22 protein-coding genes and 1 riboswitch are annotated in these 20,865 nt (G+C 54.5%); of the genes, 13 read left to right on the forward strand and 9 right to left on the reverse strand.

Annotated features, from left to right (window positions below; genetic code table 11):
• Positions 1-21: 21 nt before the first annotated feature.
• A complete protein-coding gene (locus DYY88_RS11605) occupies positions 22-735 on the forward strand; it encodes a YbaY family lipoprotein (protein WP_130199407.1) in 714 nt (237 codons plus the stop codon).
• A gap of 127 nt (positions 736-862) precedes the next feature.
• On the opposite strand, the gene DYY88_RS24150 is transcribed toward DYY88_RS11605, so the two are convergent.
• From DYY88_RS24150 to DYY88_RS11620, 4 genes are all read right to left on the reverse strand, one after another.
• Entirely contained in the window at positions 863-1,006 is a 144-nt protein-coding gene (locus DYY88_RS24150; RefSeq protein ID WP_160299578.1) for a hypothetical protein, read from the reverse strand.
• Between the two features lie 223 nt (positions 1,007-1,229).
• Positions 1,230-1,306: riboswitch (Glutamine riboswitch) on the reverse strand.
• A 302-nt stretch (positions 1,307-1,608) separates the two neighbouring features.
• Complete coding sequence (locus tag DYY88_RS11610; RefSeq protein WP_044151296.1) at positions 1,609-2,436, reverse strand: hypothetical protein; 828 nt, start codon at positions 2,434-2,436, stop codon at positions 1,609-1,611.
• A gap of 157 nt (positions 2,437-2,593) precedes the next feature.
• Positions 2,594-3,883 (reverse strand): glucose-1-phosphate adenylyltransferase, encoded by a 1,290-nt coding sequence (locus tag DYY88_RS11615; protein WP_039727869.1) that lies wholly within the window; start codon positions 3,881-3,883, stop codon positions 2,594-2,596.
• Positions 3,884-4,141: 258 nt separating this feature from the next.
• Positions 4,142-4,717, reverse strand: a complete 576-nt coding sequence (locus DYY88_RS11620) for a glyoxalase-like domain protein (RefSeq protein ID WP_039727867.1) — start codon at positions 4,715-4,717, stop codon at positions 4,142-4,144.
• A gap of 459 nt (positions 4,718-5,176) precedes the next feature.
• Here DYY88_RS11620 and DYY88_RS11625 point away from each other — a divergent pair, with 459 nt between their 5' ends.
• Together DYY88_RS11625 and DYY88_RS11630 are read left to right on the forward strand one after the other, a co-directional pair.
• Positions 5,177-5,887: an RNA polymerase sigma factor gene (locus DYY88_RS11625; RefSeq protein ID WP_044151295.1), complete on the forward strand. Its 711-nt coding sequence runs from the start codon at positions 5,177-5,179 to the stop codon at positions 5,885-5,887.
• Positions 5,888-5,912: 25 nt separating this feature from the next.
• On the forward strand, positions 5,913-6,971 hold the full coding sequence (locus DYY88_RS11630; protein WP_052288509.1) for a tetratricopeptide repeat protein: 1,059 nt from the start codon (positions 5,913-5,915) through the stop codon (positions 6,969-6,971).
• 187 nt (positions 6,972-7,158) lie between these two features.
• Here DYY88_RS11630 and psbM read toward each other — a convergent pair whose 3' ends face one another.
• The gene (psbM, locus tag DYY88_RS11635; RefSeq protein ID WP_039727865.1) at positions 7,159-7,269 is read right to left on the reverse strand and encodes a photosystem II reaction center protein PsbM; all 111 of its coding nucleotides are present in this window, start codon (positions 7,267-7,269) and stop codon (positions 7,159-7,161) included.
• Positions 7,270-7,374: 105 nt separating this feature from the next.
• A complete protein-coding gene (locus DYY88_RS11640) occupies positions 7,375-7,680 on the reverse strand; it encodes a 2Fe-2S iron-sulfur cluster-binding protein (RefSeq protein WP_039727861.1) in 306 nt (101 codons plus the stop codon).
• Positions 7,681-8,054: 374 nt separating this feature from the next.
• Here DYY88_RS11640 and psbB point away from each other — a divergent pair, with 374 nt between their 5' ends.
• The 4 genes from psbB (at position 8,055) to DYY88_RS11660 (ending at position 11,620) form a co-directional block, all read left to right on the forward strand.
• On the forward strand, positions 8,055-9,587 hold the full coding sequence (gene psbB, locus DYY88_RS11645) for a photosystem II chlorophyll-binding protein CP47 (protein ID WP_039727860.1): 1,533 nt from the start codon (positions 8,055-8,057) through the stop codon (positions 9,585-9,587).
• Between the two features lie 139 nt (positions 9,588-9,726).
• Entirely contained in the window at positions 9,727-9,825 is a 99-nt protein-coding gene (locus DYY88_RS11650) for a photosystem II reaction center protein T (RefSeq protein ID WP_039727858.1), read from the forward strand.
• A gap of 218 nt (positions 9,826-10,043) precedes the next feature.
• Positions 10,044-10,556: a transcriptional regulator NrdR gene (gene nrdR, locus DYY88_RS11655; protein ID WP_039727856.1), complete on the forward strand. Its 513-nt coding sequence runs from the start codon at positions 10,044-10,046 to the stop codon at positions 10,554-10,556.
• Between the two features lie 419 nt (positions 10,557-10,975).
• Positions 10,976-11,620, forward strand: a complete 645-nt coding sequence (locus DYY88_RS11660; protein ID WP_039727855.1) for a MarC family protein — start codon at positions 10,976-10,978, stop codon at positions 11,618-11,620.
• 33 nt (positions 11,621-11,653) lie between these two features.
• Here the strand turns inward: DYY88_RS11660 and DYY88_RS11665 are convergent, their stop codons facing one another.
• Together DYY88_RS11665 and DYY88_RS11670 are read right to left on the reverse strand one after the other, a co-directional pair.
• Positions 11,654-13,162 carry a UDP-N-acetylmuramoyl-L-alanyl-D-glutamate--2,6-diaminopimelate ligase gene (locus DYY88_RS11665; protein ID WP_039727853.1) on the reverse strand — a complete coding sequence of 503 codons (1,509 nt, stop codon included), beginning with the start codon at positions 13,160-13,162 and terminating at the stop codon, positions 11,654-11,656.
• A 30-nt stretch (positions 13,163-13,192) separates the two neighbouring features.
• Entirely contained in the window at positions 13,193-13,477 is a 285-nt protein-coding gene (locus DYY88_RS11670; RefSeq protein ID WP_039727852.1) for a glutaredoxin family protein, read from the reverse strand.
• A 372-nt stretch (positions 13,478-13,849) separates the two neighbouring features.
• On the opposite strand from DYY88_RS11670, the gene cysH reads away from it, so the two are divergent.
• Positions 13,850-14,566, forward strand: coding sequence for a phosphoadenosine phosphosulfate reductase (gene cysH, locus DYY88_RS11675; RefSeq protein WP_201279030.1), 717 nt, complete (start codon positions 13,850-13,852; stop codon positions 14,564-14,566).
• A 59-nt stretch (positions 14,567-14,625) separates the two neighbouring features.
• Here the strand turns inward: cysH and DYY88_RS11680 are convergent, their stop codons facing one another.
• Positions 14,626-15,099: a hypothetical protein gene (locus tag DYY88_RS11680; RefSeq protein WP_052288508.1), complete on the reverse strand. Its 474-nt coding sequence runs from the start codon at positions 15,097-15,099 to the stop codon at positions 14,626-14,628.
• 207 nt (positions 15,100-15,306) lie between these two features.
• On the opposite strand from DYY88_RS11680, the gene DYY88_RS11685 reads away from it, so the two are divergent.
• From DYY88_RS11685 to purU, 5 genes are all read left to right on the forward strand, one after another.
• Positions 15,307-16,392, forward strand: coding sequence for an ABC transporter ATP-binding protein (locus DYY88_RS11685; RefSeq protein ID WP_039727850.1), 1,086 nt, complete (start codon positions 15,307-15,309; stop codon positions 16,390-16,392).
• A gap of 28 nt (positions 16,393-16,420) precedes the next feature.
• Positions 16,421-17,239 (forward strand): ABC transporter permease, encoded by an 819-nt coding sequence (locus tag DYY88_RS11690; RefSeq protein WP_039727848.1) that lies wholly within the window; start codon positions 16,421-16,423, stop codon positions 17,237-17,239.
• A 48-nt stretch (positions 17,240-17,287) separates the two neighbouring features.
• Complete coding sequence (locus tag DYY88_RS11695) at positions 17,288-19,033, forward strand: GldG family protein (protein WP_039727847.1); 1,746 nt, start codon at positions 17,288-17,290, stop codon at positions 19,031-19,033.
• Positions 19,034-19,038: 5 nt separating this feature from the next.
• The gene (locus DYY88_RS11700; protein ID WP_052288507.1) at positions 19,039-19,731 is read left to right on the forward strand and encodes a DUF4340 domain-containing protein; all 693 of its coding nucleotides are present in this window, start codon (positions 19,039-19,041) and stop codon (positions 19,729-19,731) included.
• Positions 19,732-19,918: 187 nt separating this feature from the next.
• Entirely contained in the window at positions 19,919-20,785 is an 867-nt protein-coding gene (gene purU, locus DYY88_RS11705) for a formyltetrahydrofolate deformylase (RefSeq protein ID WP_039727845.1), read from the forward strand.
• Positions 20,786-20,865 lie beyond the last annotated feature (80 nt).

Genomic DNA, 20,865 nt, shown 5'->3' on the forward strand with positions numbered 1-20,865 from the left:
TCACATTCGTTTCAAACAAACATGATGAAAAAATTCTGGATGATTGTCGTTGGGGTGGCGGCCTTAGTCGCCCTATCCGTGGGTGCGCTCTCGCCACATGCCGCTGTTGCCGAGACGCCTCAACTCCTAGCCGATGCCCATGAGGAGATGTCCGCCAGTAATGCAGAAGTCTGTGCAATTGTCACCTCAATGCCCGGTGCCGAAGATACTGACGAATTTTTAGCGCTGTTGGATACCTCGCGAGAAGCGGTCGTCGCTGACCTCGAAGCAATGCGATCGAACATGATGCAATATGAAGCCGAAGGATATGGCTGGCAAAACATTATTGATAGCCCCGATGGCCTGGCACCGCAGCCGGGAGCTTGGCTACTGGGAGCGTTAAGAATGGCCTGCGAACCTCAACCGGCAGCAGTGGTCACAGGTACAGTCACTTATCGCCAACGCATCGCCCTCCCACCCGATGCCACCGTTGTCGTCACCCTGGAAGATGTGAGTCTCGCGGATGCCCCTTCAAAGGTGATGGGGGGAGACATGATTCGTACGGCGGGTCTACAAGTACCGATTCCTTTTTCGATCGCCTACGACCCCGCCGAAATCATTCCCCAACATCGCTACGTGGTACGGGCCAAAATTTTCTACGGCGAAGACCTGAGCTGGACCAGCACCACCGCCTATCCAGTGATCACGCAAGATAGCCCCACCACAGATGTGGAAATCATGGTGCAGCAAATCTAAGTGTGGGTGATTTTTGGAGGATGCTTTTGACCTTAGGTCGATCGCAAAAACGGATTCTCCCCACAAGAAAAAGGCGCGATCACGCTTACTGTGATCGCACCTTTCTATTCTCTCTCTCCAGAATTGTTTAATGGATGAAATACTGACGGCAGTATTCCCGTTCTTGCTGTTGGGTCTGTTCGGGACTGCCATAAGGCCGCGCGTACACCACAAAAAACGCCGTCAAGCCTAAGCAGCACCAAACACCCAGCCCTTGCATAGATGACATCATGACTGTGAAATGCGATCGCGATAACGCTATTTCACAAGTGAGTTAGATGCCTTGCTGAAAGGGATAGAAACCAATTTGCCCGAGGATGCTTTTTGACTGAGCACCCAACACAAAATCGGACAAAATGCGATGCAGTAAAGAGAAATGACTGCAATCAATTCAGTTGTTGTGAAGACACTAGATGACATGAGAATCGCCTCTAAGAAGTTTGCATCGAACCAGAGGCGCGTTCCTTCGGGACTTTAACCCTACTTCCGTCCTTGTATAACTAGCGATTAGCGCTAGGAAAGGATGAACGTTATTTGCTTTATGTAGCTAATACTACTCTTTTGATTCAAATCGTCAAGCCATTGTTCAGATGACGATTGCCCGCATTCATAGCAACAAATAGTCCTAAAAAAGGCTGTCATCAAAGCCTTGTAGGCATTCTCCAGCCGTGATTTAAGAGCAATTTGATGGACTTCAATATTAGATATTCATGACAGAGTCAACCCGTCATGACAAAGTTTATTCATAGCTGAGGCGATCGCGAGCTAAGTCTTTTGTGGTGCGGCTATCAATCGTGATGCCCCCTTAACCGCACATATCACTAGGGACAATATTTAGGTTTCATATCCGAGAACCACGCCCCAAAAGGCATCTTCAAAGACCCCTTCGTCGGCTTCAATCGTGACTCGCTTGGCCCACGTAAAGACGTCGAAGCTCACGTGGCCGCTGTCATGTTGCCAAAACGTACCCTTTTGAATATCGACATTACCGACCAAGGCGATCCAGTGATTGGGTACGGTGATGCGCGACTTTTCTTGACCTAAAAGGTTCTCTGCCGTCACCAGCCCTAGCGCGACGCCCCCTTGGTCAAGAATTTGCTGTGATTTTTTCAGCGCCGCTAAATCACGCAACACATAGGTGTGAAAATATTCCACTCGGGAATATCCCAAAATTTCTCGCACCCAGCCCTTCATCTCCCAGAACTTAGTCATGCCCGCCAGATTCCGCACCAGTTCTGGCGCATTCGGTTCCACCGGGAATAAGAAATTCTCCGATTCGCGCAGGGTTGCTAGCACCATCCAGTCGGCTGGTCCCATGCGCAGTTCTCCCTGGCTGGCCTGGCGTAGTGCCCCAGATGCCTGGATTTGACGAGTTTGAGCCTGAAAACCACCCGTTTCATAAAGCGATTGACACAGCTCAACGTACCGCAGCGGAAATTTCCGAATCAGCTCAAACAAAATCGATGCGGGTCCACAAAATGGCTGCTGGCCCTGGTTAACCCGAAAGGGACTATGCAACCGCGATCGCATTTCGCTGATGATTTCGGCTTTATCCAGATGCGGCCAAACTCCGCCGCTGTCAGAATCCCGGAAGGCATTGAGGGCCGCGATCGCAGCTCGCTTCTCGGCATCACTTGCAACAATTTTGGGCGCTTCAGTCATGGCAGTTCTCCAGTGCACGGACGAAACAAACATTCCCTGCGGACACATCTCCACCAGCAAATGCTGCCACGAACTTCAACGTCACACCAGAAAATTGCGCAAATCTCAGCAAGGTCACTCACCAGTTAGAGACGGAGCCTTCACCGATGACGTTTGCTTAAATGACCATACCGTCAGGAATTACCGCATTTTTGAGAATAACGACGATACCACCGCGAATATAGAATCCTAAATCCTCACGTTCGGCTTCTTCGATCCCTTCTTTATTCACAATCTGCACGTTGCGGCCAATGCGGGCATTTTTATCGACAATAGCCTTACGCACGACAGAGCCTTCACCAATACCCATGGGAATTTTGCCCCGAGTCAAATGCCGACTGCTTTCTGACATTGGCTCGTAATAGTCAGCCCCCATCAACAACGCATCTTCAATGACACAGTCTTGATGTACCCGCTGGCGCAGCCCAATCACCGAGTGGCTCACTCGACACTTTTTGAGAATACAGCCGTCACCGATAATCGATTGCGTGACATGAGCGTCAAGCAGCTTGCTCGGGGGCAGGTAGCGCGATCGTGTATAGATGGGCGCATCTTCGTGGTAAAAACTGAACGCGGGCTGAGGCTGCTGCGTCAACGCCAAGTTCGCCTCGTAAAACGCCTCGATGGTACCGATATCTTCCCAGTAACCGTCGAAGAGATAAGCTTGAACGTTGTAATCTTGGGCGGAATTCGGAATGATCTCCTTACCAAAATCCGTTTGGTCAAGATTTTTTCGCAGTAAATCAATCAAGACCTGCTTCTTAAAGACATAAATGCCCATGGAAGCAATGTAGGGCTTTTCCTTCGCTTGTTCCGGAGTCAGGCCCAGAGTCGAAGTGTCGACCTGCATTTGCTTCAAAGCATCTCCTTTCGGCTTCTCATAGAAATCGATGACGCGCCCTGTCGCATCAATCTTCATCAAGCCAAAACTAGAAGCAACCTTATCGGTAACGGGCACCACTGATAAAGTCACGTCTGCGTCGGTAGCCCGGTGCCGCTCCACAAAGAGGGAATAATCCATCCGATAGAGATGATCCCCGGATAAGATCAGAAACTCATCAACATCCCAAGCTTCCAACATCCAAAGATACTTGCGCACGGCATCCGCTGTTCCCTGGAACCAACTCGGACTTTCTGGCGTTTGCTGTGCTGCCAGCACTTCTACAAATCCCTCAGAAAACTGAGAAAACTGATACGTCCTTGATAAGTGACGGTTCAACGAAGCCGAGTTGAACTGGGTTAAAACGTAAATTTTATGAATTTCAGAGTTGATGCAATTACTGACCGGAATATCAATCAGACGATATTTACCCGCTAGCGAAACCGCTGGCTTGGCTCGGAACTTAGTCAGTGGATAAAGGCGAGTACCGGCACCCCCACCAAGAATGATTGATAAAACTCTTTTCACCAGGAACCTCGTAATTGCGCTCAGTTGCCCTTGGATTAACACCTTTCAGTGTGAGGTGGGAAGTCCCTATTTGCAAGGGGGGATCGCTACTTTTTTGCGGCGTTGTGTTGTGGAACACGAGATCTGGGAAAGTTGTGATTTGGCTAGCCCACTGCTAACGTAGCCGCAAAAATAAGCCGAGATTGTTAGCCCACTCAACTTGATGGGGCCAACCTTTCCGATAACGGTGAGGTATTGGGCTATTAGAGATTAATGAAGCTAATTGGCGACTTCAGCCATTTCAATCACTTCACCCTGGTAGTCTTTCACCAAAAAGTTCAATGGGGCGTCCCGCCGAATCTTATGGCGCACGCCACGGGTTTGCACCCGCATGAGAATTTGCTCCAGGCAGTCGTGGTCAAAGCATACATGGCGCTGGCGATCGCGGTGTCCTCGGCTCGCGCCACTGATGACGTGTAATTGGGTGTTTTTCTTGAGCTGGTACCACAGCCCATCGGGCTGATTATAGGATTGGGCTGCCGTCGTCATAGTCGACGTCAGCATCGGGTCAATGGCACCGGCCCCAAGGGTTTGCTCGTAGTTGTAGTAATAGTGCAGCGGCACATCGGCCGTTTGAAGCTGCAACATACCCTCATAAAATCGCCGCGCCATCTCTAGATCGGACACCATGATGGTGTAGACCTTGGGGGCGCTGCTCAGAAACATCCACATGGCTCCGGCATAGCCGACCAGCAGCAGCACCATGATGCCCTGCGTCGATAGGATATCGACGGGCAGGCCCAAGCCTAGGGGTAATGTGAACCAACTTTGCCCAACCACGTTAACAGTACTCATTTCAAATATCAGTCACTAATATAGCGAGGTCTTTTGCTCCGGTACATCCCAAGTCTTCCTCGCAGTGGGACTCAGTTGCACGGCCATCTGGTTAGCTTTGCCAGAACTTCATTGAGTCTATCAAGACATTCAGACTGCTTGCCTTAGGCTAGGCGAGGTGGGTGAAGTCAGTCGACTGCTGATTCTTCACCCTTAGCCTGTTCATAGGCGACAATGCTGATGCTCTACTTCACGAGACGAATGAACTTGCCCCAACAAGCTAACCATCTCTACCAGATTAGGGCCAATTAATTTAGAGACGCCTAGTCAGCAATCATCTCAGCGGGGAAGGGCGTCTATACGACTTCTATCGCCCCACTGCCCGAGGTCTATTTTCTTAAAAAAGGGTTATCAGTCGAAAAAACCTAGTTATAGTAAGAGCAATTTGTTGACAGCCCTGTTTTCGGTGACTCACAAATCGTGCAAATTCCCAGCTTTCCTGAATGTAATCACGCCGTCATCCAACAACTTGGGCATCTGAGCGATCGCGAGTTGCTGCAGCGGTTTAAGGCCGAGCCAGAGGCGGGTCGATACTTTACGGCGATTTTTTGTCGCTACAGTCCCGTCGTTTTTAGCTTGATTACCCATTCAGCGCGATCGCCCGTACAGGCTGAGTATTTGTTTGCCTTAACCTGGCGGCACATTTTGAATGAGCTGAGCGGTCTGGATTTGGAAGCCGCCGAGGTCACTGTTGCGGGGGAAACTGGACAAGGGCGATCGCTCTCTCTACAAAGCTGGCTGATTAACGTCACGGCGCTGTGCATCAATCAAGCCGCACTGCCAGAAGTAGAAGATATTCACTATTCCCTTAATCAAGCGTCGCCGCCGCTCTGGTGCTATGTCGAACGGTCTTTAGATCGGCTCGATCCATTGGAACGGCTCATCCTAGTGATGGCACAAACCTTTCGCTGGAGCGACACTCGCATCGCCGCCTATTTACAAGCTGAGGGCGAACGGATCGCGCCTACCGAAGTTGCTGTGCGTCTGAAGCAAGCTGGGCATAATTTGGAAGCGGCCCTACCAGAAGATATTCGCACTATTTATCTGGGAGCATTGTCGGCTGAAGCCACGGATGCTTTGCTGCCTGACATGGTGGCGTCGGTCCCGATGCCAGAAAAGCCCATTAGTTAATCTCGTTCCTGAGGTGGAGGTGTTCATGACCTCTTTTGCGTCTCGTGTACTCGGCATCAGCCTGTTGTGGGGAAGCGGAGCAATCGCTGTTCCGTTAATTGCCACACCAGCCCTGGCCCAAACGGCCCCCCTTGAGCAACAGCTCAATATGCGGCGGCATGAGTTTGAGCGAAACCGTGAACGCCAAAAAGCCGAACGGTTCTTAGAGGTCGCTGATCGCGAGCTAGCGTGGAGTCGAATGGATGGAGCGATCGCGGCCTGGCAAGCAGCCCTTGACATCTACAGCAGCCTTGGCGACCAGGCAGCCATGCACCAAGTGATGGAATTGCTCACAAAAACTCTGCTGGCAGAAAACCGCTTTGCCGAAGCTGAAACCGTAATCCAACAGCAGCTGACCTTGGCGCGGGAACAAGCTAACGATACGGTGCAAATGAATGCGCTCAATAACCTGGGTGTGGTGTACTTACAACTGGGACAATTCGAGCGAGGCACAACCGCTATCACCGCTGCCCTCGACATCGCCGAAGCGCTGGATGATCCAGCAGGATTGGGGCGATCGCGCAGTAATTTGGGCCTGGCAGCCCGACTTTCTGGCGATTTAGAAGCCGCTCGCGATCAGTATGAAACGGCCTTGCTCTATCGCACGCAAACCAGCGATCAGGTTGGGTTGGCTAACTCATACAACAGCTTGGGCGCAGTGTATCGGGAGTTGGGCAACGATGCGCGCGCCCTGGTGATGTACCAGCGGGCTCGGGAAACGGCCCTTGAAGAAACCCATCTGCCGACACTGTTGCCAGCACTCGATGGCCTGATCGGCATTTACGCCGACCGCGAAGACATTGGCATGCTGCAAACCTATGTCGCCGAACGCAACGTGATAACGCCCAAGCTTGCCCCACCGGAACAACAGTTGGGTCTTTATATTGGTCTCGGTCGCTATTACGCCTTGCTCGAAGACTATCCTCGGGCGCAAACAGCCTATGAAGAGGCGCTAGTGCTTGCCGAAGTGATCGGCGCGGCGAGCAAGCGGACCTTTGTGCTGAATCAATTGCAAGACTTGGCCCTGCTCAACCCAACAGAATGAAGCCAAGCCATCCGGAAAAAGTCCCGGCCAGCGGCCGCTAGATGCAACAGTGAGAATTGGGTGTCATGGACTGGACTCGCCGCCCTGAATAGTTGAGCCATCAAGGCAATCAAAAAGCGCCCGTCTGCAGACGGGCGCTTTTTTGCAACAGAGTTTTTTCTGGTCGCACGGCGTTAGCGCAGCTCAACTAAGCGCCAGTCTGCTTGCTGGATGTCTGAATATAGAGAATCAGCAAAAAGACAGTGGGAACCAGAACGAATAGAATGCTTGCAACAAAGCCGAGGTTGTTGACTTCCATAATTTAAGGCCTACATTCTCCAGCACAACAATGACACTTCGTATAGTCTACGGCATCTTGATTCCGGCTTGGGCGTAATTCTTGAAATCATCGCCGACGATTGGATCACTTTTTCTTGGGCTTAGTTTTAACCGTAATATCGCCATTAACTAGGGTCTGGCAGGCCAAGCGACAGTTTTCCGGTCGCTTACGGAGCTTGCGTTCTTCTACCTGCGTCCGAGGCGACAGGTTTTCACTGCCCTCGGTAATTTCCACGACGCAGGTACCGCATTGGCCGTATCCGCCGCAGTTCATCATTTTGCCGACGAGGGTGTAGATATCAATATCGTTTTCCATCGCTTTGTAGCGCAGGTTGGCACCATCAGCGGCGATCACCTCTTTGTCTTCGTTAAGAAACTTAATAACTGCCATCAACTTTCTCCTGACTACCCTATTCTGTCTCGCCGAGTGGCTCCAGTTGCGATGTGAGTGCCTCCTGCCTGGGTTGGCGATCGCAGCTCGTCCGGCTCCCCTGTTGAACAAATCAATATTTTGATTGCGTCCACCTGTGACACTGGTTACACTTCTTTATATCTTGTCTACAGACTTATCATCCCAGGGGAACTCTGACCAGTCTGCGGAAGTCTCTTTTCGCCCTGTCGCAGCTCTTGGCAAAACGGTGAACATGCCTCCTGCACCAAATTTTGGGCGCTGTGAAGGTGTGCAAGTCTGATAGTCTGTGTATAACTGTGACTCTTAATAAGCTCGCAAGGGATTTGTTGAAACTAAGAGGAGGAGAGTAGTCGATGGGACTACCCTGGTACCGAGTACATACGGTCGTACTGAACGACCCGGGCCGCCTGATCTCCGTTCACCTGATGCACACCGCATTGGTGGCTGGTTGGGCTGGCTCAATGGCTTTATTTGAGTTGGCAACCTTTGATCCCAGTGATCCTGTCTTAAACCCCATGTGGCGTCAGGGCATGTTTGTGCTTCCCTTTATGGCGCGTTTGGGTGTCACCCAATCCTGGGGCGGCTGGAGCGTTACTGGTGAAGCCGCTGTCGACCCTGGCTTCTGGAGTTTTGAAGGCGTTGCTGCCGCTCACATCGTCTTGTCTGGTCTGCTATTCTTAGCGGCCTGCTGGCACTGGGTTTATTGGGACTTGGATTTATTCCGGGATCCGCGTACGGGCGAGCCCGCTCTAGACCTGCCCAAGATGTTTGGCATTCATTTATTTTTGTCGGGTTTACTGTGCTTCGGGTTTGGAGCTTTTCACCTGACGGGTCTTTGGGGGCCTGGCATGTGGATTTCTGACCCCTATGGCATTACGGGCCACGTGCAAGGGGTCGCCCCAGAGTGGGGACCAGCTGGGTTTAACCCGTTTAATCCAGGCGGGATTGTGGCGCACCACATCGCAGCTGGCATCGTTGGCATTATTGCTGGCTTGTTCCACCTGACCGTGCGACCGCCCCAGCGGCTCTACAAAGCCCTGCGGATGGGTAACATCGAGACGGTATTGTCTAGCAGTATTGCCGCGGTGTTTTTCGCAGCTTTTGTGGTGGCTGGCACCATGTGGTATGGCAACGCAGCCACGCCAATTGAGCTGTTTGGCCCAACTCGTTATCAGTGGGATAGCAGCTATTTCCAAGAGGAAATTCAGCGTCGCACTCAGGCCGAGATTGCGAATGGCGCTTCGCCTGAAGAAGCTTACGCGACCATTCCAGAGAAGCTGGCTTTCTATGACTATGTCGGCAACAGCCCCTCTAAGGGTGGCTTGTTCCGGGTTGGTCCGATGAACGAAGGCGACGGCATTGCTCGGGGGTGGCTCGGCCACCCAGTCTTCAAAGATGGTGAAGGTCGCGTACTTTCAGTGCGTCGTCTGCCAAACTTCTTTGAAACCTTCCCAGTGGTGCTGACTGACAAAGATGGTGTCGTGCGGGCAGATATTCCTTTCCGTCGGGCCGAATCGCGTTACAGCTTTGAGCAGACTGGCGTGACCGTTTCCTTCTTTGGGGGTGAGTTAGCCGGTCAAACGATCACTGACCCAGCGGAAGTTAAGCGGATTGCTCGTAAAGCTCAGTTAGGTGAGCCGTTTGAATTCGACCGGGAGACTTTAGAGTCTGACGGCGTCTTCCGCACCAGTCCTCGGGGTTGGTTCACCTATGCTCACGCGGTGTTTGCGCTACTCTTCTTCTTTGGTCATATCTGGCATGGTTCTCGGACGCTGTACCGAGACGTATTTGCGGGTATCGACCCCGACCTCTCGCCGCAACAGGTGGAGTGGGGTTTCTTCCAGAAGGTGGGTGACCGCACCACGAAGAACAAAGAGACTGTCTAATGCTTAGGCTGCTAGCTCTTTGACTTTAGCAAGCGCTTGATGAGGTTCTTACTGATGAATTCGGTTGAACTATCAAGCGCTTTCTCATCCCAATCCTTTAGACTAACAATAGACTAGGTACAGTAGGAGGCTCTGACAAATGGAAGCCGTTGCTTACATTTTCATTTTTGCTTGTGTGATCGGCACGCTGTTTTTCGCGATCGCGTTCCGTGAACCCCCTCGGATTACAAAAGACTAAGTACCGACTGATGAATAAAGCGTGTTTAGATCACGTTTTGTGACTCTTAACAAAGCGGCAACCTGTTTTTAGCAGGTTGTCGCTTCATTTTTCGAAGGTTAGATACCATGTATGCAGATGTATCCCCCAAGGCTGCGGTTGTAGGACAATCGTTCCACCATCGCTAGTGTCTAGGGGGAGCTTCTGTACGTTGAGTTCTACCGGAGACATGGAGCGGCATGCAGTGTCCCTTCTGCCAGCATCCCAATAATCGCGTGTTAGAGTCGCGCTCTGCGGAGAGCGGCAGAAGCATTCGCCGCCGCCGGGAATGTTTGGAATGCCAACGACGGTTTACGACTTATGAGCGCATTGAGTATGTGCCGATTACTGTCATTAAGCAGAGTGGCGATCGCGAATCGTTCGACCGGACTAAGGTGTTGCGCGGGTTGGTGCGGGCCTGTGAGAAAACCGGGACGCTGCCCAATACCCTCGACTCTTTGGTGGATGATCTCGAAGCGGAATTGCAGCAGCGCGCCCGACGCGAGGTTTCTAGCACCGAGATTGGTGAATTGGTGCTCAAACGGCTGAAGACGGTGAGCGAAGTGGCTTACATCCGCTTTGCCTCAGTGTACCGACAGTTCCAGGGCATTCAGGATTTTACGGACACCCTCAAGCATTTGAACGCGGAAACCAAGGTCGAATCATCTCCCGATACAACGGTTGATTCGCGCCTGAACGTGATGATCTCTTAGTAGCCCAACAGCCTTAAGTCAGCGCTGACTAATGAAGCAAAGCGGCTGGCTAGAGGCGTCAGGGTGGGCTGTTGTTGCTGCTCCATGGCATTTGAGCGAGAGCAGCTTGATCATCTTTCGCTATGAAGATGTCAGCGTGAAACTTTGCAGATTCTGGCTTGTCAGGGGGCTCTGCTCGGTTTCTTGTGATTGTGGCAAAGGGATTTGTCGGGGGCAACCGCGCCGGGGCCTTGGTCAGGTTTAGGGGACGCTTCTCTCGAAGCGAACCGTCCCCTAGATGCCCACTATATTTTTGAGACAGTAGTGCCCGCTCTTAGGCTAATGGCGCGGCGGTGCCGATAGCGTTGCAGGGGGACATCGGGGCATCAATGGGCTGGGATATACTGCGGCTGTTCTGTCGTGCCATAGGGGCAAAGTCCATGGATCAAAGCCTGTCGCAATTTATCATCACGGCCTTCGTCATGCTGATCGTGGTGGTAAACCCCGTCGCGGTGGCCCCGGTATTCGTCTCCCTCACCACTGGTATGAGGCTCACCGAGCGGCGACGCCTGTTGAACCGATCGCTGATCATCGCGTTTTCCGTCACCCTCTTCTTTCTGTTTGCCGGACGGCTACTGCTCTCTTATCTAGGCGTGACGACCCATGCCTTTGCTGTGAGTGGCGGCATGCTGCTATTTTTGCTGGCGCTGCCGACGCTGTTTGGTGAGCGATCGTCCATTCAATCGCCGGAAAAGGGCGACGCCAGCAATACGGGGGAAGATGTCGCAGTGTTTCCGCTGGCGCTGCCGCTGCTGGCTGGCCCCGGCACCCTGGCGACGGTGCTGGTGTTGGCGACCCAGGCAGGCAGTGACATGGTGCGGATTGGCTTGCTGGCGATCGTGCTGGGGGTGACATATCTCGCTTCGTGGCCGATTTTATACGCCAGCGATCGCCTCATTACCCTCTTGGGCGAAAGCAAGGTCAGCATTCTCACCCGCGTGTTGGGCATCATCTTGGCGGCGCTAGCCGTGCAATACGTGTTCAACGGCATCACCGGCTATTACGACGCGCTGGTCAGCCGTTGAGCCTCTGCGGTGTCGCCGTTCTGAGCATCACGCTTAAGCGCTCAAGGCGGCGCGGGCTTGTTCGCGATCGTCGAAGTGGATTTTTTCAGTCCCCAGGATTTGGTAGTCTTCGTGACCTTTGCCCGCGATAAGGACGCAGTCGCCCGGTTGGGCTTGGGCGATCGCGGACTGAATAGCCGCCGCGCGATCGCCCACCACCTGCTCTTCCGGCAACTGGGCGGGAATACCAGCGAGAATATCGTCGAGGATGCGCTGCGGATCTTCCGTGCGGGGATTGTCGGAGGTAACGATCGCCACATCGGCCAGGTCGTAGGCGATTTTGCCCATTTGGGGACGCTTGGTGCGATCGCGATCGCCACCACAGCCAAACACGCAAATTAGCCGACCCGCAACAAAGGGACGGGCGGCGGTCAGGGCATTTTGCAAACTGTCAGGGGTGTGGGCATAATCCACAATCACGCTCACGGGCTGGTCGGGATTCACCACGACCCGCTCCATGCGGCCGGGCACGCCGCCAAACTGGGGCAAACAAGCGCCCACCTGCTCTAGGGTGATGCCTAGATGCAGCGCCGCACCGACCGCCGCCAGCATATTGGACAGGTTGAACTGGCCCACCAGTGGCAGGCTGAAGGGCAGGGTGCCCTCGGGAGTGTGCAATTGGCCCTGCACGCCGTTGGCTCCGTAGGTCAGATCCGAGGTATATAAATCCGCCTGGGAATTGGCGACGCTGTAGCTCCAGGCGCGATCGCCCAACCGTTCCACCAGTTTTTGACCGTAGGGATCATCCAGATTCACAATCGCCCGCCCCTTTAAATAATCCTCACTAAACAGCAGGGCTTTCGCCTCAAAGTAGGCGTCCATCGTCTCGTGATAGTCGAGATGGTCTTGGGTGAGATTGGTGAACACTGCCACCTCAAAGGGGCAGCCCCAAACGCGCTTTTGGTGCAGGGCGTGGGAACTGACTTCCATCACCAGGGCTTGGCAACCGGCATCGCGGGCGGCAGCGAGGTCGGCCTGCAAGTCCACGGCAAAGGGGGTGGTGTGAATGGCGACAGCATCATGGCCGGGCCAGCGGGCGTACAAGGTGCCCAGTAATCCGGTAGCGCGATCGCCTTGTTTCAGCAGCGCTTCAATCAGGTGAGTGGTGGTCGTTTTGCCGTTGGTGCCAGTGACCCCGACCAGCTGCATCGCCTGCCCCGGAGCGTCGTAAAACGCGACTGCGGCATGGGCACAGACTAACGCCATATCGGCAAAGGACAGCACCAGAGCCGCAGGATTGTGCACCTCAGGGGGACGATTTTGGGCCGCTTCGGGAGAAACGAAAGCCGCGATCGCTCCCGCCGCGATCGCCCCTGGCCAAAAGTCACCGCCATCGACCCGCGTCCCCGGCATCCCAATAAACAAATCCCCTGGTTGGCAGGCTTGGGAGTTGGTGCACAAGCGCTTGATCGGCTGCGAGAGGGCCGGATGCTCTGACGACGGAGCCACTGCGGGGACGATGCCCACTTTTGCCAACTGCGCTAGCAACCCTTGCAAATCCATGTCAGCAACCTCTCACAAAAATGATTGGGCTTATTTTGCCTTATCAGGTTCCAAATATGTCTGTAACATTTGCTCCACTCGCGCGATTGGTGCGCGGGGCGACAGCCGAGGTAAGGCAGCTTCCTGTTCTCCCTGGGGCGTTTCCACCACGCGGCACAACACGGGAATTTCGTATTGATAGCGCTGAAACCAGGCAGCTTGCGTCGTGATATCGCGAATTTCCAGGTCAAAGTCGAGGTGGGCCAATGCCGCCAATTTTTCCTCTAGCCCTTCGCAGAGGTGGCAGCCTGGCTTGCTGTAGAGCACTAACTTCACCCTGTTCCTCCTGTCCGAATATTGTCCGTGATTACCCCATTTACTATGACAGGTCACGCCACCCTCCTGCGGTCGGGGTGCAGTCCTATCAATCACGACTTTTCCCAGCCCTCGAAGAGTCTGTAAGGGGTTGGCAGTGCCCAACCCTAACGGCCAAGGAGGCAATTTTTCAGCAACTGCCTGACGGAGATCGCCCCCTCAGCAGATTCTTATTTGGCTGCGAAAGCCCTGCCGCCAAAGTATTGAGACGAATCACCAGAATAATCCCCGAAATCCCGACCGGATTATGTGTGTTTATCAAGCGCATCCGGTGTATAACTGAATGTGGCACTGTCGATACGCAACACAGGTAACGAATTTATGGTTCAGTGCATGACTTCCGCCTCCGCGATCGCCCATTCTCTCGATCTCGACGCTCTCAATCGCCGGTTTGAAACAGCGACGCCCCAAGACATTTTGCGCTGGGCGATTCGCACTTTTCCCACCGGACTGGCTCAGACCAACTCCTTCAGCATTCCGGTGACGGTCCACATGCTCTACGCCGAGTTATGCCCCCCGCGCCGAGTCCCCGTGATCTTCCTCGATACGCTGCACCACTTTGAGGAAACGCTGGCCACTGCCGAGCGCGCCCGCCAGCGCTATGACCTGGATTTGCACGTGTACCAAGCGGCAGGAGCGACGACACGGCAAGAGTTTGCGAACCGCTACGGCGACGAACTCTGGCAGCGAGACATTGACCAGTTTCATTACTTGACCAAAGTGGAACCCCTGCAACGGGCTTTGCAAGCTGTGGAGGTGCGGGCCTGGGTGACAGGTCGCCGTCGCGATCAGTCTGCAACCCGTCAGGCCATGCCCATTTTGGAAGCGGACAGTGATGGACGGTTAAAAATTAATCCCCTGGCGAATTGGACGCGCAAAGACCTGTGGGGCTATGTCTTCCAACACAACGTCATTTACAACCCGCTGCACGATCGCGGCTATGCCAGCATCGGTGACGAACCACTGACCACTCCCGTGCAACCGGGCGAAGACGAGCGGGCCGGACGTTGGCGCGGTTCCGCTAAAACCGAGTGCGGCATTCATTTATAGCTTGATAGGCCTGACTGTAATGATTCACTGAAGTGACTCAGGGTGACGCCAGGGTCGCTTCAACTTTTCTCAAAGCGGCGTTTGAGGGTGCGGATGTTGCTAACGCGGCTGACAAAGATGGCGGACTCGCCGCGCTGCTGGACGAAAATATCTCCCGAAAAAAAGCGACTGGCATTGGGCTTTTGATAGCGATCGACGGAACCTTCGGTCGTATCCAGAGCGTATCCCATCCCCGTCATCACCTCCTTAAGCTGCTGGCGAAATTGCTTTTTGCTGGTGAAAGGAATTTCTAGCGTGGTGGAGCGGTTGAAGAAAATTCCCAGCAGGCCCGCAAGGCCGCCGCCCAATAATCCCAGTTCGGCGGGTAGGGGGGTCGTCAGCCCAATGCCAAATAGACGAGCCACAAACAGCCAGGTGATCACGCCCGCCGTCACGAAATAGTAAAGAAACGTGAAGCTGGTGCCGGGGCCGATGGGCAATTCATCGTCCAGGCTTGAGGCGATGTTTTTTTGGGAATCAGGGGATTTTGTCATGGGTCTTTGAAAGTCGCAGATCAGACTTTATTATCTTCTGGTGTTTGTTGGCGAGTTTGTCTTAATCAACAGATCGATTGATGAGCGCTAGAGTGTTAGTCTTTGCTGGCAAATCTGCGGTGTCGGGAACAGCGATCGCCCTTAGCCGTCGGTCAGTCTGTTGCGAGTTCACCGCATCGAACGTTAAGGAGAACGGTCGTTACGCCCATGATTGAAGTTGATCATCTCCATAAAGTGTACGGCTCAACCGTCGCCCTCAAGGATGTGTCCTTTGCGGTCGAGCCGGGCGAGATTTTAGGCTTTCTCGGGCCAAATGGCGCGGGCAAAACCACCACTATGCGAATTTTGACGGGCTATTTGCCCGCCACCAGCGGCACCGCCAAAGTGGCTGAGTACGACGTGCATGCCGACTCGATGGCGGTGCGGCAGCGCATTGGCTACTTGCCCGAGCGGCCCCCGCTGTATCTCGACATGACGGTGGAGGCGTTTTTGCATTTTGTGGCTCGCATCAAGGGGGTGGCGGCGGGCGATCGCCCCGCGCAAGTGACCTATGCCATCCAGCGGTGCGGCTTGGCAGAAAAGCAATCGGTGCTGATTCGCAAGTTGTCCAAAGGCTTTCGGCAGCGGGTGGGCATCGCCCAAGCGATCGTCCATGATCCCCCGGTGATTGTGCTGGATGAGCCCACTTCTGGTCTAGATCCGCGCCAAAACAACGAAGTGCGGCAGTTGATTAGCAGTTTGGCGGGCGATCACACGATCATTTTGTCCACCCACATTTTGCCGGAGGTGAATGCCACCTGTGACCGGGTAGCCATCATCAACCGGGGGCAGTTAGTGGCGGCGGGCAAGCTCGATACCTTGATGGCGCAGCTCACGGGGACGGTCAGTTACGACCTGGAGGTGCGGGGCGACTTTGAGGGGATTCGCCAGACGTTGGGAGCGATTCCGGGCGTCGATGCGGTGGAATCAGTCGGCCATCCATTAGAGCCGGAGTCGCGACATCGGTTTCAACTCCAGGCGGGGGAGACCGATCCTGGCGAAGCGATCGCGGCGGCGATCGTCCAAGCCGGATTTGGGCTGTATGAATTGCGCCGCCACCAGGCCAGTCTGGAAGATGTCTTCCTCAATTTGACTACGGAAGAACCAACCGAAGGCACGGCCAAGGCAGCGACAACTCCTGAGTCGGAAAATGACGCCGATACCGCCAGCAGCTCTGAGGTGCCGGAAGCGGCCAGCATGGCAGATCAAGCAGACCAAACCGACCACGAAGTCTCCCCAGAGACGAACCACTAACCCTTAAAGGTAAAGAGTGAAGCAGGCTATGACCGCATTGCGAACTGTGCTCGGCAACGTGCTGGCGATTTATCGCCGCGAACTCCAAAGCTATTTGGCGTCGCCCCTGGCTTATGTGATTGCGGCGATTTTTTGGCTGCTGGGGGGCTTTTTTCTCGTCGTCATCCTGTTCAGCCCTGAAGGGTTGCTGGCCCAGGTGGCGCGGCGTGATCAGGTCTTGCAAATGGGCATGACCCTGCCGCCCCTGGATGTCGCCTACGAATTTTTGCAGGGCTATTTTGGGGTGCTGGGCTCCCTCTCAATGTTCGTGCTGCCGATCCTCTCGATGGGACTCTACACCGAGGAGCGCAAGCAGGGAACGTTGGAACTGCTCGCCACCTCGCCCGTAATGAATTGGGTGGTGGCCCTGGGTAAGTTGCTGGCGGTGGTGACCTTTTACGTTGGCATGGTGTTGCCACTGATGCTGGTGGTGGCGATCGCCCTCGGCACTGCCGAACCCGCCGTCTCTCCGAACCTACTACTGGTGGGCAATCTGGGGCTGATTTTGTTGGCGGCGAGTGTACTGTCCCTCGGCATGTTTCTGTCTTCCCTCACCAGCAGCACCGTGGTCGCCGCGATTCTCACCTTTGCCCTGGTGATTTTCTTATGGATTGTGGATGCCCTGGCACGGGCGGTTCCCGGTTGGCTCGGGGATGCCCTCAATCACCTGTCGATGTTGCAGCATTTCACCAGTTTTACCCAAGGCATTTTGGATACCAGCAGCGTGGTGTTGTTCGTGTCTTACGGTTTGTTGGGCCTGTTTCTCACGGCGCAATCCATTGAAGCACTGCGGTTCCAGCGTAATTAGTCGCTCGCAAGCCAGATTTAATCCACTCATGATGACAGCGTAAACGGTATGAAACGGTTGGCATTTTCTGCGAAATGGCTGAAATTTCTCACCTGGCCGGGGCTTGCCTGCGCCACGGCGGGATTAGTGGCAGGCAGTTTGTCTGGTTGGCAACTGTTGCCGACGGCACTGATGATTTTTGGCATCGGCCTGTTGCTGCTGGGCCTCAGCTTTACGGGCCAGACAGCGGGAGCGTTTTGGCAGCAGCGATCGACCCAAAGCGGCACCAATGCGGTGGTCGCCACGATCGCGGTACTCGTCATCCTCGGTTTGGTGAATTTTCTCGCGGTGCAAAACGCCGTGCGCTACGACCTCACCGAAACGCAACTCTTTACCCTGGCTCCTGCGACCCAGCAGGTGGTGCAGACCCTGGAAGCGCCCGTGCGCGTGGTGATTTTTGACTCGGTGCAAAATCCCCAAGACGTGCAACTGCTCGAAAGCTATCGCGAAGAGAGCGATAACTTTGATTTTGAATACGTTGATCCGTTTGCCAATCCCCGACTGGCAGAGGCGTTTGGGGCGACCCAGGCTGGCATGGTGTTTTTGGAAGTGGGGGACGATCGCCGCTTTTTGCAAACCATTGGCACCACCGTCGACGCCCAAGCCCTCGGCACCGCCCAACCCCTGTCAGAACAAGACCTGACCAATGCCTTAGCGCAGTTGAACAGCGATCGCACCCTGACGGTGTATTTCATGCAGGGCCACGACGAGCCCCCCATCGACGGTTCGGAACCCGGTTTTGCTGAGGCGGTGCAAAGCCTGACCGACCAAAATTATCAAGTCGAGCCGCTCAACTTAGTCGAGACCCAAACCGTACCCAGCGATGCCAACGTGGTTGTCGTGGCTGGCCCCGTTCAAGACTTCTTTCCGGCAGAGGTGGCCGCCCTCGAAGCGTATCTCACCCGAGGCGGCGGTGTGCTGCTGCTGCTCGATCCGCGTGCCGATGCCGGCTTGAACCCGCTGCTGGATGACTGGGGCGTCATTTTGGACGATCGCCTCGTGCTCGATACATCTGGAGCCGGGCAGTTTGTCGGCCTTGGCCCCGCTGCCCCCATCGTCACCACCTATGGCGACCACCCCATCACCCAAGATTTTGGCGACGGGCGATCGTTCTATCCCCTGGCTCGCCCGGTGGAAAGCCGCGAACTGCCCGACACCGACACCGCCCCGCTGCTGCTCACGAATCCCCAAAGCCGCGCCGAAGCGATTACTGATGAAGGCGACCTCACCTTTGACCCCAACGCTCCCCCCGAAGGTCCCTATGTACTGGGCGTGGCCCTCAGTCGCGAGGCCGATCCCGATGCGCCCCTACCCGCGATCGACGATGCCAACGATGCGACTGACGAGATCGGAGACGACGACGACGTTGAGACCGACATTGAGGAGGAGTCAGTCGATGCGACTGACGAAGACGAGATCACGGATGAGACTGCCCCCACGGAGTCTGAAACCATTGACGCAACTGAGGCGACTGAAAATCTCCCCGATGAGTCACGGCTCGTGGTGATTGGCAACTCCACCTTTGCTCTGGATGGCTCCTTTAACCAGCAGTTAAATGGCGATGTGTTTCTCAACTCGGTGAACTGGCTGAGCCAGGAAGCCGACGCCACCCTTTCTATCCGCCCCAGGACGATGACTGATCGCCGCTTGGCCATCACCGGGCAGCAAGCTTGGGGATTAGGCATTTTCTCGCTAGTGGTACTGCCTCTGACGGGCATTGCTCTGGCAATTTTGATGGCGTTGCGGAGACGGTAAAGCCCATGAAACTTCAGCGCAGCACAGTAATTTTGGTCGCCGCCGCTTTGTTGTTGGGCGGGGTGGTGTTAGTCACCCAGTCCCGGCAGTCTGGTTCCAATCAGACCGCGACGACGGCCTTGACCGACTCGACCGCTACCCCGGTCTATGACTTTGCGGAAGCGGATGTCGTGTTTTTGCAAATTGAGACCGCCGACCAGACGGTCGTATTTGAAAAAGATGACGATGGCTTTTGGCAAATGATTGAGCCGGAAGAGCAGCCCGCTGAGGAAGCGGCGATCGCCTTTCTGCTCAGTCGCCTGGTGACCGATGGGTTAGTCAACACCACGACCGTTGAGGCCGCGACTCCCGCTGACTTTGGGTTAGATAATCCCTTTGCCACCGTCGATCTCACCCTGGCGGATGGCACCACCCACCAGCTCATTGTGGGGGATGCGGATTTCAGCGGCCAGAACTACTACGCCCTGATTGATCCTGAGACCTTTCCCCTGCCTAGCGAGGCTAGTGACATCGAGGTCGCGATCGTTGGCGAAAATATTTTCAACGGCGTCGATCGCCCCTTAGAAGAATGGCAAGCCGTCGTTGAAGAGAACACCACGGAGGATGGCGAGACGGCTCCTGAGGATGAGGCGGATACCGACCCTGAGGTTGGGGAAGAATCGGGTAATAATTCTGAAGAGTCTGACCGCGATCGCTAAAAGTCCGATACAACCGATGCAGCAGACATCCCCTCGGATTGTCGCAACTTAGGGCTGGGTGCTGAAAAACGCTCCAGTCCAGCCAAAGTCGCTGTGCGGGTTGGACAATGCTCAACCCCGACGGTTGGGGATGCTATTGGCAAGCAACTCCCGTAATTTCCAAGAGTTTCAACGCTGTTTTTGAGTCATGACGCAATCTACCCTCTATCCGTCGGCGACCTTGCTAATTTCCTGTCCCGATCAGCAAGGTTTAGTGGCTAAAATCGCCAACTTTATCTACGCCAATGGCGGCAATATCATTCATGCGGATCAGCATCGCGACGAGGCTAGCGGTCTATTTCTCTCGCGCATTGAGTGGAGCCTGGGCGGCTTTAATCTGCCCAAAGAGTTGATTGGTCCCGCTTTTAACGCGATCGCTCAACCCCTAGGAGCCGACTGGCAGCTGTGCTTTTCCGACGCGATACCCCGCATCGCTATTTGGGTGAGCCGCCAAGACCACTGCCTGCTTGATTTGCTGTGGCGACACCAGGCCAAAGAGTTCGCAGCGGCGATTCCCCTCATCATGAGTAACCATGCCACTCTGAAACCCATCGCCGAGCAGTTTGGCATTGACTTTCACCATGTGCCCATCAGCCGCGACACCAAAGCTGAGCAAGAGGCCCAACAACTAGCGTTGCTAGAGCAATACAACATCGATCTCGTAGTGCTGGCTAAATATATGCAAATTCTCAGCGGGGACTTTTTAGAGAAATTCCCCCAAGTGATCAATATTCATCACTCGTTTTTGCCCGCATTTATGGGGGCACAGCCCTACCACCGAGCCCATGAACGCGGCGTCAAAATCATCGGCGCCACCGCCCACTATGTGACAGAAGACCTGGATGCTGGCCCCATCATCGAGCAGGATGTAGTGCGCATTACCCACCGCGATGATGTCAAAGATCTTATTCGTAAGGGCAAAGATTTAGAGCGCATTGTCCTGGCAAGAGGTGTCCGGCTCCACTTACAAAACCGTGTTTTAGTCTATGGCAACCGGACAGTCGTCTTTGCTTAAAAAGCCCGGAGATAGCTAAGGGGATTGTTCCTGAGGGGTAAGGTAACAGGGACCTTTCCCAACTCTCTAGAAACCGTCCC

It is taken from the genome of Leptolyngbya iicbica LK (assembly GCF_004212215.1).
Classification (GTDB): domain Bacteria; phylum Cyanobacteriota; class Cyanobacteriia; order Phormidesmidales; family Phormidesmidaceae; genus Halomicronema; species Halomicronema iicbica.

What these genes read in the sequence shown, in the direction of transcription:
- DYY88_RS11605 (WP_130199407.1), top strand. Translation starts at nt 22, where the DNA reads ATGATGAAAAAATTCTGGATGATTGTCGTTGGGGTGGCGGCCTTAGTC.
- DYY88_RS24150 (WP_160299578.1), bottom strand. Translation starts at nt 1,006, where the DNA reads ATGATGTCATCTATGCAAGGGCTGGGTGTTTGGTGCTGCTTAGGCTTG.
- DYY88_RS11610 (WP_044151296.1), bottom strand. Translation starts at nt 2,436, where the DNA reads ATGACTGAAGCGCCCAAAATTGTTGCAAGTGATGCCGAGAAGCGAGCT.
- DYY88_RS11620 (WP_039727867.1), bottom strand. Translation starts at nt 4,717, where the DNA reads ATGAGTACTGTTAACGTGGTTGGGCAAAGTTGGTTCACATTACCCCTA.
- DYY88_RS11630 (WP_052288509.1), top strand. Translation starts at nt 5,913, where the DNA reads ATGACCTCTTTTGCGTCTCGTGTACTCGGCATCAGCCTGTTGTGGGGA.
- psbM (WP_039727865.1), bottom strand. Translation starts at nt 7,269, where the DNA reads ATGGAAGTCAACAACCTCGGCTTTGTTGCAAGCATTCTATTCGTTCTG.
- DYY88_RS11640 (WP_039727861.1), bottom strand. Translation starts at nt 7,680, where the DNA reads ATGGCAGTTATTAAGTTTCTTAACGAAGACAAAGAGGTGATCGCCGCT.
- psbB (WP_039727860.1), top strand. Translation starts at nt 8,055, where the DNA reads ATGGGACTACCCTGGTACCGAGTACATACGGTCGTACTGAACGACCCG.
- DYY88_RS11650 (WP_039727858.1), top strand. Translation starts at nt 9,727, where the DNA reads ATGGAAGCCGTTGCTTACATTTTCATTTTTGCTTGTGTGATCGGCACG.
- nrdR (WP_039727856.1), top strand. Translation starts at nt 10,044, where the DNA reads ATGCAGTGTCCCTTCTGCCAGCATCCCAATAATCGCGTGTTAGAGTCG.
- DYY88_RS11660 (WP_039727855.1), top strand. Translation starts at nt 10,976, where the DNA reads ATGGATCAAAGCCTGTCGCAATTTATCATCACGGCCTTCGTCATGCTG.
- DYY88_RS11665 (WP_039727853.1), bottom strand. Translation starts at nt 13,162, where the DNA reads ATGGATTTGCAAGGGTTGCTAGCGCAGTTGGCAAAAGTGGGCATCGTC.
- cysH (WP_201279030.1), top strand. Translation starts at nt 13,850, where the DNA reads ATGACTTCCGCCTCCGCGATCGCCCATTCTCTCGATCTCGACGCTCTC.
- DYY88_RS11680 (WP_052288508.1), bottom strand. Translation starts at nt 15,099, where the DNA reads ATGACAAAATCCCCTGATTCCCAAAAAAACATCGCCTCAAGCCTGGAC.
- DYY88_RS11685 (WP_039727850.1), top strand. Translation starts at nt 15,307, where the DNA reads ATGATTGAAGTTGATCATCTCCATAAAGTGTACGGCTCAACCGTCGCC.
- DYY88_RS11690 (WP_039727848.1), top strand. Translation starts at nt 16,421, where the DNA reads ATGACCGCATTGCGAACTGTGCTCGGCAACGTGCTGGCGATTTATCGC.
- DYY88_RS11695 (WP_039727847.1), top strand. Translation starts at nt 17,288, where the DNA reads ATGAAACGGTTGGCATTTTCTGCGAAATGGCTGAAATTTCTCACCTGG.
- DYY88_RS11700 (WP_052288507.1), top strand. Translation starts at nt 19,039, where the DNA reads ATGAAACTTCAGCGCAGCACAGTAATTTTGGTCGCCGCCGCTTTGTTG.
- purU (WP_039727845.1), top strand. Translation starts at nt 19,919, where the DNA reads ATGACGCAATCTACCCTCTATCCGTCGGCGACCTTGCTAATTTCCTGT.